We start from the raw sequence: 13050 nt of genomic DNA on the forward strand, positions 1-13050 counted from the left end.
CATACAGATATATGGAGACTACACATGGAATATCAAGTACTCCTTACCCTTTTTGTAATAGCGGCACTGGTATTGGCAGGTGAACTCAGTAGTGTACCAGCGGGTGAAATCGGAGGGCTGGTTGGTCATTGGGATTTTGACGACGGAACGGGGACCGACCTCTCTGGGAATGGGAACCACGCCGTGCTGGGTGAAACAAAGATTTATTCGCTCGGTGAAGGACGTGCCTGTATTGAAACAATGTCCAAGACCGAACCGATGCGGATTCCGGTGCCTGAGAATTCTCCACTTGCGATGTCGCGCGGCACAATCTGTTTTTGGCTAAATACGATATCGGATAGGTCCAACATTCTCAGGTATAACAACGATGGTCTCGAACTTAACACCTATCGTGGCTGTTTCCAGGTGCGTTTCCGTGGTGAAAAGGATTTTGAATACTGGGAAGGGATTCTCGACTATGACTGGCACAAGTACGACATGCGCGAATGGGCGTTCTATCCGCATGTGAAAGCCTCCATCGGCGATTCCGAATGGCATCTGTTTGCGGTTGCCTACGACGACAAAGCGAAGCAAATCGTGGGATGGCGGGATGGCGAACAGATCGCAACAATTGATTTATCAACAGTTAATACAGAGCCGCTGCGTCAAGAGGGTTTAACGGAGATTCACACGGGTGAACGCTTTGTCGGTTATCTCGACGATTTGCGCATCTATAACAAGCCACTCACCGATGCTGAAGTCCGTCGGATTTACAATGAGACCAAAGCCATTTATGCGGGAAGACGGGATACGAATCCGGCTGAAAGAAGGCAGAACACTTACAAGTACCAAGAAATAGACAGGACACTCTACAAGGCGTGGTTACAGTTCGATCCGCCTGCTACAAAACAACACAGTCAGGATTTATTCAAAAACATTGTTGCTGAGGGAGCGAATTCGACTGTTCAGATGGCTGGTTCTGAGTTAGTCCAGGCGGTAGAATCCATGTTCGGCTTCACGCCTTCCATTTCGGAGACTGTCCCTGTCACTGGACCGAAGATTATTCTCGGTACAGTTGAAACCTCCAACTGGATCCGCGATCGTGCTGCAGACCTCCAACTGGATCGAATCGAAGGTGATGGGTTCGTCATCAAGGCAATGGAAGGAGCGATTGTTGTTGCCGGAGGAATACCCGCGGGGGTTGTTTTCGGTACCTTCGACCTGATTCGCCGCATCCAGATTGGACAGGATCCGCTCGCATTTGATGTGCTGGAAAATCCGCAAGTGCCTATCCGTATGGTGGCACACTGGTCGTATTTCCGCGGACTTTTCGGGGACAGATGGCGCGGTGGTGGCAGAGACGATTCAATTTTCAGCTGGGAAGAGTTGCGGACTGGCGATACCAAACGCATCCGAGATTGGGTGCGCATGTTGGCATCGTGCGGTTGGAATGCGCTTTGTCCGAGTGAAATTAACTGGCATTATCGCAACAATTTTCTGGATCATCTCGATGAGGTCGAAAAACTCGCTGACATCTGCCGAGACTACGGTATCAAACTTTATTGGAGTCCGAGTTATCTCCTTGCACTCGACCCTAAAACCGCTGATACCCTCTATGCCCGCGTGCCTGACTTCGGTGGATACATGATGAAACTCGGTTCAGAGAAACAGAACGGCGATCCGCGCCCTCCGATGACGAACCGGATTGCGGATACACTAAAGCCGTATGATGGGAAGGTACTTGTGCGCGCGTTCGTCTACGGCAATCTGCGATACACACCTGAACCCTACCGAAATTTGATTCCGTATGATTTATTCGCACACGAGGATGGTAATTTCCGAGACAACGTTGTTATAGTCCCGAAAGGCAGCCCCATGGATTGGGATCTGTGGGCACCAATACCAGCGCTTGATGGTGCGATTCAGAAAAACCTATATGGAAGTGAACTCGTCGTTGACAAGAGTTGGCCCGTCTCTTGGGTCAAAAAGTGGAAATGGTGGTTTGAACAAGACACGTATCGCAATGGACCGGGGAGCCTGAACAAATTCAGTGTGGACTGCATCATGGGGGTGTCCATGATCTCGCCCTCACCGGCGTGGACGAAATGTCCATTGAACGCCGTGAACTATTATGGACTCGGACGACTCGCTTGGAACCCAGACCTGACGGTAGATGAGATTTACACGGAATGGATTCAGCAGACATTTGGCGATGCTCCAGATGTACTTGAAACAGTCAAGACTATCCTGATGATCCTTGAAGAGGTGACGCGTAAGTCCTACAACTATCGTGGGTACCGCGGTATATGGCTTGATTCCTCCGACCCCGGTATGACGGAAAACAAGACCCCTTATGTCGTCAATGAAGACGGTGTAGGTGTTATGACACCTGCGTTGCGTGAGCGCGTGTTAGCACAGTATGCCCAAGGGCTTCAAAAAATATATGGAGATCCGTTGCGCGGGGAGGCACACCTCGTTACCTTCCACTTCACAGAACACGATCAGCAACTTTCTATCGGCAGAACCCTCATCCAAGACATCTACGCCAACATGGAAGAGGGTGTTGAGATGGCAACGCAGGCAGCTGAACTCTGGAAAATGCTTGAAGGCAAAGTAGACCAGCATAGATATGAATACACGCTAAAAACGCTGGTGGACTATGCCGCATCTGTCCGCAGCCTCACCCTTAAGAAATGGGTCACGAACTTTGAGAAGTATACCAATAGAAAACGCGAGGAAACACTCGCAGAACTGACTGCGGAAGCACTTGCGAAAGTTGGCACATATAACGTGCGGCATTTCGGTGCTGTTGCCGATGGAAAATCAGATGATGCAGGCGCGATCAACGAAGCCATTACAGCCTGCTATACTGCTGGGGGTGGGACAGTCTTCGTGCCGTCAGGTGTCTATGCAACGGGTTCTATCCATCTGAAAAGCAACGTTACGCTCGCGGTTGACGCAGGGGCGATCCTTATGTTTTCCAACCCTAATCCAGATTCCTTATTGCTTGTTGGAGAGGACTTGGAAAACGTGAAAATATACGGTCCTGGGACCCTTGATGGCATGGGTAGCGTATGTATCGCCTTGAAACGCTGTAAAAATGTGGAAATCCGAAACTTGAGTGTCCATAGAGGCGGCGATTCCGCGATTCTGGCTGAAGATTGTGACGGAACGCTTATCGACAACGTGAACATCCGGACGGATAACGATGGGCTTACGCTTTCTGAGTCTTACAACGTAACGATTACCGACTGTCGTATCGATACGGTGCACCGCGAATATGGGAGACCTATCGGAGGCGGCGAAGCAATCAAAGTCAAGAGCGAAGAACGCTCGTCCGAAAGCATCACCGTTCAAGATTGCTTCCTTACACATCCGTAGCAAATGAATAGGCGAGGATAGAATCCTCGCCTACAAGGATAGGACCTTGTTCATTGAACAATTGTCCACATATTTTGGGGGCTACTTTATAAGCCAGCGGTATCAATCATCGTCGCGTTCACTCAATAACTCACCCCGCGCGAGACGCTCTGCGTTCTCGGTAGACCACAAGATGTTCTTCATCAGCTTCTGTGCTGTGATGTAACGGGTCGCTGCCAATAAGTGCATCCGTTGCTCTTCGCGATCAACCGCTAACTCGTAATGCCGGAATGCCACTTCCAGCACCTGAAACATGTGCAGTTCTGCATCCTCGCGGAGCAGGATGTGCGCGAGTGCTTGTTTCAATGGCGCAATCTCATGCCCTTCTTCCAGATATTGGTTCACCAGAATTTCTGCTTCATAGACCTTCTGGAAGTCCGCAAACTCTTGTAGCCTCTCCAGCATTTTATCAGAAGAATCATAGGTTTCATCAGGTATCCGCTGCCCTGGTCTTGGTATGCGGGCGGCAGGCATGTTCAACCAACGCAGATATGCCAAGAAAACGACACCGTGAAAAATACCGCGTAGTAGGTTGGCACTCGGTGAATACTCAAAAGCGTGGTAAAGCGCATGAGCATACGAGTAAATGTTCGCGACATCGTGCCAATCGCCTTCGTTCTTCAGATGAAAACGAGCCGTCCGAATTGCAGAAGCATAGGTCATCGCACGGCAGATGTCTCTCGGATTCACACCGGCACGCAGTTTTTCTTCGACTTCAACGACAGTCGGCTCGAAATCGTCACCGAGAAGTGTCTGTGTAAACGCTGAAATATCGAGTTTCGCTTTGTTGGCTTGGTTGTCTTTCCAGATACTATCAAGCCGCTCAAAGACGGGTTCTAAGACAGGCACGGCATCTGCCCAACGCGAGGTCTCCTCATGACGAGTTCGGCTCACGAGATCGACAACAATCGGACGTAAGATTTCGTGTGCGCCTTCCCATTCGACATAATCCAACGCCTCGAACATCTTGTTGGCAAAATCGAGGGCGTGTCCATCGCCTGTAAAGTAGAAATCGGTCGCTGCAGTGAAGACAAAATCCGCAATCACCGATTTATCGTAGCCTCGGTTATTAAGCGTCAACAAGATACGCTCGGCTGCACCTGAGTGCCGTTTATCTATAAAGTAGCGGAACCACCGCATGAGTGTTTCAAGGTCGTGCTCCTCACCCATTGCGGGAAACGGTGCGCGATAGGGGCGAGAACTTCCTGTCGTTCGACGGCTAATTTGACTCAAGCCGTGTACAAGGAAGAGGTTATGGTCTTTTGGGTCTACATCGTCCCACAAATTCGCCGCTAAAGTGAGGATAGCGACACCAGACGACCACCCCTCGCTACTCTTATGTGCGCCGTAGTGGAGTCCTTGGTGAATAATTTCGTTCGGTGCTGCGCCTGCGTCCCGAAGGGCGGTGACAGCTTTCGCGATAAAGAAGGTGCTACGGTCTTTGAGCCCTCGCTCAAGTGCCCGTTTGCCACGGTCAATGACGCGTCGTTTTGCTGCTTCTCGCTCACCCTTTGCTAATCCAACATACAGATAGCCATCATCGCGGAGTTCGACGGGAAACGCTTTCAGATCATCGCCGAAAGCCTGAAAGCAACCACCGGATTTGAGGTCAAATTCCCAGTGGTGCCAATGACAAATCAGGACACCATCTCGGATGCTGCCTTTGGACATAGGATACCCCATGTGTGGGCACCGATTATCAATTGCGTAATATTTATCTTGGTATTTGAAAACAGCCATGTGTGTGCCGTTGACGTGGAACGGTTTGCCTTCCAAGTCTTGGAACTCATCAGCGCGACAGAGTTGATGATAGTCAAGATCGGTTTGATCCATCGTCTCCACGGGTACTGGTTCAAAATTAATAGTCCCGGCACCGGCTTCTTCGGGTGTAAAGGTTGAAGTACGCACAATTAACCTCCTGAAACTTAGCACTCAATTCAAACACATTCGGTGTAAAAATTTTCATTTTTTGTTTCATTCTAACTATAATTATAGCATCTATTAATTTTTAAGGCAAGTTTGGCAGGGGGCATTGAATATGAAAATTACAGAGATTGAAATTCATGAAATTACGCTTGAATACCAAGATTTTCTCGCCTACCAACTCAATCACTACTACGGTCCGATCCGGCGTACTATATATGTTGTCCGCACAGACACCGGCTTGGAAGGGTTGGGTGAGAGCGGGAGACGCGAACCTCAAGATGTTATCAATCAATACATCGGGTCAAATCCCTTTGACTGGGTAGGAGACGAAACCTCGCTTGGACTTGGTACGGCGATGTACGACTTAATGGGGAAGGCAGCGGGCGTGCCCGTGTATAAGTTGTTCGGACAAAAGTATCGTTCATGGGTGCCTGTGGGCTGTTGGACGGTTTCGACTGATCCCACGCGTATGGCAGAGACCGTCACTACGTATGCAGCACAAGGGTACACATGGATGAAATATCATCTTTCACCCTTCGAGAATGTCATCGACCAAACCGAGGCGATGGAAGCCGTCGCACCGGAGGGATTCAAGATCCATTACGACTTCACGATGGGCGGAACAGATGACCATATTCCTGAATTGGTTGATGCGTTGTCTCAATACGGGATCGCGGGTTGTTTTGAAGACCCGTTGCCCGGTGAAGACATACAGGGATACATCGAACTCCGCCAACGCTCAAGATTGCCGATTGTGCTGCATCACTTTCCGATGGGGGCGACGTACGAGGTGTTTATGCGACCTGCGGACATTTACATGCTTGGGCACGCGAAGATTGGTGATGCGGTTCGGCGCGCAGGACTTTTTGCGGCAAATGAGAGTCCGTTCATGCTTCAAAATGTAGGAGGAAATATCACGCGTGCGATGACAACCCACATGATGGCGGCGTTTCCAACGGCGACCTTTCATTTCCATTCGGATACCGAGACGTGGAAAACGGATGTGGTCAACGAGCAATTGACCCCGATTAACGGGTTCCTACGTGTTCCTGAATCTCCTGGACTTGGGGTGACACTGAATCGTGATGAATTAGAACGTCTGAAGTCTTTAAATCTACCGGAACAGAAGCGGTGGATTCTCAACTCTCAATTCAGGAACGGCACACGTATGTATAACATCGCGGATCCGACGAATTCGCTTTTCATGGTCCGTCCGGATCGGAGTCGCCTGATTTCGATGCGTTACACCTCCCCTATTTCTACGACGTATTGGGATGATGATGGCAGTGCTGAATACAAAGAAACCTTCGCGCGTATTGAACGGGAAGGCGTGGTTTTGGAGAGGTGATAGAGGTGGGGAGGATGCCGGGCGACTGTGGAGCCTCCCCATAAGTTGATACGCTTACTGGTTTGTAGTTGTTAACCATTATTTCGTGTGAGTGGTTCATGGCTGTGGATGTTGTGAGTTTACGGGAAAGTTTAGAACGAGTTGGCTATATCCATTCGCTCCTTAAGTGAGATGTGGAACATGCCATGGTTATGGGTTCCGACGTAAAGTCGATCGTTACTGACAACGAGTGATAGAATATTATCGGGAACGTCTGCAGAAAGCAATTCCCACTCGCTGTGAGCATCTAATCGATAGGTACCACTATCACCGACCCCATAGAGTGTCGTGCCGTCTACAGCGAATTTGCCTATGACGGTGGGCATCTGGTTTTTATCAGTGATGACTTGCCAGTGTTCTCCAGTTTTTGAGATCAAGACACCTTTGTCGGTTGCGATACAAATTGTTGAACCCGCGAAGATAATCTCCTTGAAATGCGCAAAGCGGATCGGTAGCGTTGACGTGATGTCTTTCCAACTGTCTCCGCTGTCAAAGGATTGAAACAATTTTCCATTCGTCTTACCGGCGTAGATGGTTTCCCCAGAAACCGCCAATGCAAATTTGGGACTGATACCAACGAATTCTGTGTCTATCCATTCCGGAGTGCCAGGTTTCCACTTGAAAAGCCGGTGATTGTATTCAGCGTAAAATGTTTCACCATCGACGACGAAGGCTCCGATTTTCGTATTTTTTTCCCTCAGTAGATGCCACATATATGAGGCAGAGTCATTGTCTGGTGCTAGCTCAGCTTCAAAAGGGGGGACCCCATGAATCGGGATGAGTTCTTCACCGGCAGGAAATGTGCGGAAGATACTCGGTTTGTTCTCCTGAATCGAAATGGCGTAGAGGACGTTATCGGCGATGGTTAACTTTACGTTGTTATAAAAATCTGTATCCAATTTGTGTGTGTGCTCGTGGGTATTGAAGTGAACACTTTCCCAAGTCTCACCGCCATCCGTTGACCGGACAAGGTCTCTGCCGATATGCATATAGAGTCTATGATTTAGGGCAATCAAGTCGTACATTGCGGGACCTGTCATTCCGTCTACATACGGGTGCCAAGACTCACCAGCATCGGTTGTGCGGCTGATCCCAAATGCATCTGCCTTGTAAAATGTATTTTCATCGATAGCAACAGATGGAAATCTCGGTGTGCCAAGTGAACTGATGTTAGATCTGAGGTGGGTCCAAGTTTTTCCACCATCGGTGGATCGAAATTCGGCTACTCCGAGGACGAAGAGGGTTTTACCTGCAGCGAGGACCTGTATAGCGGATTCTAAGTTTATGACGCCAGATTCATCCGTAGGTGTTATTTCAGTCCATGAGTCTCCAATATCTGGTGAGTGGAAGATCCTTTTCTGTAATACTTCAATGGTCCTTGGTATCTCTGGAAATGATTTAGTGGATTCCGAGTAGACAACATCAGGTGCCATTCCAACGTAGAGGTTATTTTTCTCAACGGTCAAGGCGTAAACGGCACCGGATGCGTCAGTGATCAATTGCTGCCAGTTGCTCGAACTGAGACGATAGAGGCCTTGGTTTGTGCCAGCGAATAGGGTGTTTCCCACTACAGCGATTGTAAAAATCCGTTTCCCTGTCAATTCGTTGTTTATGGGTGTCCAGTGCTGACCGGCATCAGTAGATCGAAAGATTCCTTGCTCTTGAAGGGCAATATACAACGTTACAGGTGCTTTCGGGTCGTATTTTTGGGTTTCCGCTGTGACGATGAGTCCATTCGCGACCCCTTTCGGACGCGGTCCGAGAGCATCCCACGTTTCACCGCCATCTCCTGAAGCGAGCACCTCATCAACGGAAACAGTATAAAGGATACCTTGGTGTTCTGTCATAGGCACTCGGTACTGTCCGGTGGGGATATTGGTGTTAATAAGCACCCATGTCGCGTTGGGGGTCAATCTATAGAGTCCCGTTTTTGCGGCAGCATAGATTGTTCCGTCAGTAGCTTCAAAGATGTTAAAGACGATACCGCCTTTGGGTCCGATTGACTGTGTCCACTGTGAATTCGAAAGTTGGGAGGCCTCGTCGTCCCACGCGTTTGTTGTGAGGGTGGTCTGCGAGGGTTGCATGCCGGTACCGCTGTTTTTACTGGGGATAATTGTTCTGCCGATCTGATTCCGCACCGCGGGTTTTGCGACAATCTCAAGGTAGATAGGCTCATCAACGAGTTCAATGGTAGGTTCAGATTGTGCGTCAAAACTATATGGCTGCTGGAACCGGAGGCGGTATTGACCGCCGATGCCAAAGAGTATTACTAATGCCACTGCAGAACCGAAGGCTACCCAAGGGAGTAGCGGTTTTTTTGCCGGTGGTGTTGGTGTCGGGCTCAGGTCGGCAATGTGTCGCATGACGTTCTCAGTGAGATTGTCAGACAATTGCACGCCGCTCAGCGTTTCGCGCACCAGCGTTTCCTCTTCTTGTAGACGCTTGCGTGCGCGCCGGAGTCGGCTCTTAATTGTATTCACCGACACGCCTAAAAATTTACCTATCTCCTTCGCCGTCATTTCGCCGAGGTAGTAGAGCGTCACGACGGTGCGTTCACTCTCTGGAAGTTTCTCCAGAAGCGTTTTGACGAGATTCTGGCGACGATTTGTGGCTTCAGTTTCACGTTGATGGAAATGGGAAGCCTTTTCTACCTCTTCTGGAAGTGTCTCCTCTAAGGATTGCATATTCAACCTGTCTGTTTTCGCTTTATTTCGCTTTATCCAATTAATGCAGAGTCGATTGGCGATGACATAAAGCCATCCATCAAATCGGTTTGGATCCTCCAGTGTCCCAAGTTTTTTGTAGACTTGGATGAAGGTGTCTTGGGTAATTTCCTCGGCAGTCTGAAAATCCCCGATTTTCCGCCATAGAAGGGCATGAACACCTTTTTGGTGTTTCCGCATCAATATACTGAATGCTTCGTCGTCGCCCGACAAAATTCTGCGAATCAGTTGCACATCGTTATCTATCATCAGAATTCTCCACCATCTTGGTTAATGAAGGATCCTCCTTGGTTGATGAACCATCTTCGTTAATAGAGTTTAATTAGAATTACGCTACCCTTTTTTAATTATAAAGACACAATTTATTGGGAAAAGGGTGCATTTAGATCGAAAATATTTGAAAAATATGAGTTTTTTTATTTTTTTACGAATTGGTGGCTTGTTTAGGGCAAGAAATCTGCCTACATTGACCCTCAGCTGTCAGTAGGATCACGAAATATTTTTTTTGAACTGACGCTGCGCGATTTTGAGTAAGTTCCCGTTCAAATAGCGGACGATGGTTTAGTTTTTCGTCGGGATATTTTCAACTGACGCGTCCGTGCGATTCTATCGCGATAACAAGGCTAACCTAATTGTAGCATAACACACAATTCCTAAGCAACTGAGGGTACACCTATGTCACGCGACGACCCTTCTCTTATATCTTTGGCATTTACTTTCGGTGGGTATGCGAGTTATACCAATCTGAAGAAAAATTGGTGTTTATGCACCCATTCGCTGCAAAACGGTGTCTTTAAACTTTAAAGGATATCCTTACAACCCGTAACTTGCGTTATATTAACTTTTTTAAGTGACTATCGGAGGAATACAGATGAAATATGTACGCGCCTTCTACGTAATCAGTGGGATACTACTATGTGCGAACGTTTCTTCACTTTTCGCAAAAGCCCCAGAAACTGCCAAAATCGTATTCAGATCAACGCGTGATGGCAACTTTGAGATTTATAGCATGAACCCGGATGGCTCTGATCAGAAAAACTTAACCCGGCACCGTGCCAATGATTCCGCGCCTGTCTGGTCGCCGACAGGTAGACAGATTCTTTTTCTCTCGGATCGAGGTGGGATACCAGATCTCTACCTTATGGATGCCGATGGAACGAATGTGCGTCAGGTGTTCAAAAAATTAATAGGCAGAGAGTTTCCAACGTGGTCGCCTGACGGAAAAGCGATTGCTTATCACCGATTTCACACATTCTCTATCTACACCGCCTCAATTGACGGAACAAATGAGGAAAAACTTGCGGATGGCTTATGGCCTGCGTGGTCTCCCCACGGTGCTGAGATAGCTTTTATGGCAGGCGAGTTTGTTTGGGCTGACAACGGCAACCTCAGATTTCCGGACGTCAGCGTCGAGATTATCAATCTACAAACGCATGCAAAAGAGAAACTTCTTCCGAGGAGTATTTCGATGTATAGACCTATCTGGGTACCCGATAGTGATCAGATAACCTTTTCTTGGAACGGTAGGCAAGAGAACGGTTTTTTAGAAGCTAACAAGAGAGTGCATACCATAGATATCTACGTTGTGAACCGAGATGGTAGCGGACTCAGGAAGATTATTGAGTCTGGAGCAGACATTGGAGTGTCTAACCCTACTTGGTCACCACGCGGGGATGAACTCATTTACAACATTTACAATCATCAAGGTCGTGGCTCCAGACAGCTCTTTAAAGCCACTTTGGACGGCGGTACCCCAGAGCAGCTCACACACCGGGGTAATAATTTCCGCGCCGATTGGTTCGATCCGGCGTTTGCTTTGCCGGTGTCACCCCAACCGTCCCTTTTGACGACCACGTGGGGGAAACTCAAAACACGAGACTAACATCATGGAGAAATACTTTCTTTAGAAAGCATATCCAAGGGGAGGGCTTCACTCCCGTATCAATAGTATTCGTCCTGGAGATGGTGTTCCCAATACTGTTTGGGAATCCAATCTTGCCGGAAGAGAAGCACCAGCAGAAAGGAGAAAAACCGAGATGAAAAATAACCTTCGCGATAAATTCCGTGACTTCCTGCAATCGGAGGAAGGACGTGTCGGTGTCAAGGCACCGCTTGTAGTAGGTATCGCAGGCGGGAGTTTGTTGTTAGCACAGGCAATGCTCCCCTCCTCGACACAGGCGCATGGCAATCATCAGGGTTGCCCTCAGTGTCCTGAGGGGCAAGTCTGCGAATCAGGAGAGAAGTGGCAATGGTCTCCCGACTGCGATAACGGCCCGGACGAGGAACCGGGATGCATGATATCTCTGGGATGGCACTTCAAGTGTGTTGATCCGTAAGAACCTCTATCAATCTGCTGTTATCGGTCCTGCTGTTTCTTCAGCAGGACCGACCTTTCAAAAAACTTTGCGAGGAGGACATGATGAGATGGACAAGGATTGAGGACCCTCTCTTTCTGATAAAAGGCGGGCTTGTATATTATACAATGTTAGGGATTGTCCTTTTTCTAAGTGGTGGTCTGCTGTTCATAGCCAACTGGGCAGACGCTGCTAAAAGCGACCGGATCTCTTTTGCTTCCAATCGTGGAGGAAACTTTGATATCTATGTCAGGGACATCAACGGTGAGCACGCCCGCAACTTGACGAACCACCCAACGGATGAGTTTGGTCCCTGGGCTGGCATAGGATTGCCTGTGCATACCTGGTCTCCAGATGGACGTTTCTTGGCTTATGTCTCCGGGCGAGATGGAGTTTTTAAGATTTATGTCATGGACACACGGACGAGGGAACACCGGCGACTCACACATCGCCGCGAAAAAGAATTGGCTCCTGCGTGGTCTCCGGATGGCAAGTGGATTACCTTTGTCTCCCATGATAACGAAGGTGACAGCGAAATCTACAAAATGGAGGTCAAAAGCGCACATCTGGTCCAATTGACAGACTTTGGAGGAAACGAGCACCCTGCGTGGTCTCCGGATGGCAAACAGATCGCTTTTGTCTCTTTATCCCACAATCGAGGGGGTAAGAGGGACGGTCTCTATATAATGAATGCCGATGGGGAACGGTTGAGACGAGTGCCTAACGCCAACAGAGGTTTGATTGGGAAAGGATGTGCGTGGTCTCCGGATGGCAAACAGATCACTTTTAGTGTCTACATCCCTAACACCCGGCGAGAGCATCTCTGTGTGATTGACGTGGATGGCAGGAACTTTCGCCAACTCACCCGAGGCGGTCCGATACCCATATTAGGGAATAAGGAACCCGCCTTTCCGCTTTTACCTCGACCTCCTCTTCCGGAGATTGGTTCTCCCGCATGGTCCTCCGATGGCAAGTGGATTGCCTACGTTTATTCAGAGACAATACTCTGGCAAACTGCTGACATCTATATTATAGACGCGGCGGGGAACGGGCGCGGTCAACCACTTGTAACGGGTGCACGGCAAAATTTATCTCCTGCGTGGGTGCCGGAGGGGTTTCTCTCTGTATCGCCGAGCATCGAGAAGCAGACAACCGTCTGGGGCAGGCTGAAAGAAAAAACAGATTAAAAACTGATGCAGTGGCTTCAACTGCAAGCGGAATGGCATCTTAGATTGGGTGGACATAGTACTGCTACCAATAA

At 48.8% G+C, this 13050-nt stretch carries 7 protein-coding genes; 5 read left to right on the forward strand and 2 right to left on the reverse strand.

Annotation, left to right across the window (positions count from 1 at the left end; all coding sequences use genetic code 11):
• Positions 1-24: 24 nt before the first annotated feature.
• Positions 25-3360: a right-handed parallel beta-helix repeat-containing protein gene (locus J4G07_00785; GenBank protein MCE2412515.1), complete on the forward strand. Its 3336-nt coding sequence runs from the start codon at positions 25-27 to the stop codon at positions 3358-3360.
• 102 nt (positions 3361-3462) lie between these two features.
• Here the strand turns inward: J4G07_00785 and J4G07_00790 are convergent, their stop codons facing one another.
• The gene (locus tag J4G07_00790; GenBank protein MCE2412516.1) at positions 3463-5307 is read right to left on the reverse strand and encodes a Rieske (2Fe-2S) protein; all 1845 of its coding nucleotides are present in this window, start codon (positions 5305-5307) and stop codon (positions 3463-3465) included.
• 130 nt (positions 5308-5437) lie between these two features.
• Here J4G07_00790 and J4G07_00795 point away from each other — a divergent pair, with 130 nt between their 5' ends.
• Positions 5438-6673: a hypothetical protein gene (locus tag J4G07_00795; protein ID MCE2412517.1), complete on the forward strand. Its 1236-nt coding sequence runs from the start codon at positions 5438-5440 to the stop codon at positions 6671-6673.
• A gap of 131 nt (positions 6674-6804) precedes the next feature.
• Here the strand turns inward: J4G07_00795 and J4G07_00800 are convergent, their stop codons facing one another.
• A complete protein-coding gene (locus J4G07_00800) occupies positions 6805-9684 on the reverse strand; it encodes a sigma-70 family RNA polymerase sigma factor (protein ID MCE2412518.1) in 2880 nt (959 codons plus the stop codon).
• A gap of 622 nt (positions 9685-10306) precedes the next feature.
• Here J4G07_00800 and J4G07_00805 point away from each other — a divergent pair.
• From J4G07_00805 to J4G07_00815, 3 genes are all read left to right on the forward strand, one after another.
• Complete coding sequence (locus tag J4G07_00805) at positions 10307-11317, forward strand: PD40 domain-containing protein (GenBank protein MCE2412519.1); 1011 nt, start codon at positions 10307-10309, stop codon at positions 11315-11317.
• Positions 11318-11471: 154 nt separating this feature from the next.
• On the forward strand, positions 11472-11771 hold the full coding sequence (locus tag J4G07_00810) for a hypothetical protein (protein ID MCE2412520.1): 300 nt from the start codon (positions 11472-11474) through the stop codon (positions 11769-11771).
• An 80-nt stretch (positions 11772-11851) separates the two neighbouring features.
• The gene (locus tag J4G07_00815; GenBank protein MCE2412521.1) at positions 11852-12976 is read left to right on the forward strand and encodes a PD40 domain-containing protein; all 1125 of its coding nucleotides are present in this window, start codon (positions 11852-11854) and stop codon (positions 12974-12976) included.
• Positions 12977-13050: the final 74 nt, after the last annotated feature.

The sequence above is a fragment of the Candidatus Poribacteria bacterium genome, assembly GCA_021295715.1.
In the GTDB taxonomy this organism is placed as follows: domain Bacteria; phylum Poribacteria; class WGA-4E; order WGA-4E; family WGA-3G; genus WGA-3G.

Bases quoted from the DNA above. Each gene is read 5' to 3' on its own strand.
- J4G07_00785 (MCE2412515.1), top strand. From the start codon at position 25: ATGGAATATCAAGTACTCCTTACCCTTTTTGTAATAGCGGCACTGGTA.
- J4G07_00815 (MCE2412521.1), top strand. From the start codon at position 11,852: ATGATGAGATGGACAAGGATTGAGGACCCTCTCTTTCTGATAAAAGGC.
- J4G07_00795 (MCE2412517.1), top strand. From the start codon at position 5,438: ATGAAAATTACAGAGATTGAAATTCATGAAATTACGCTTGAATACCAA.
- J4G07_00800 (MCE2412518.1), bottom strand. From the start codon at position 9,684: ATGATAGATAACGATGTGCAACTGATTCGCAGAATTTTGTCGGGCGAC.
- J4G07_00810 (MCE2412520.1), top strand. From the start codon at position 11,472: ATGAAAAATAACCTTCGCGATAAATTCCGTGACTTCCTGCAATCGGAG.
- J4G07_00805 (MCE2412519.1), top strand. From the start codon at position 10,307: ATGAAATATGTACGCGCCTTCTACGTAATCAGTGGGATACTACTATGT.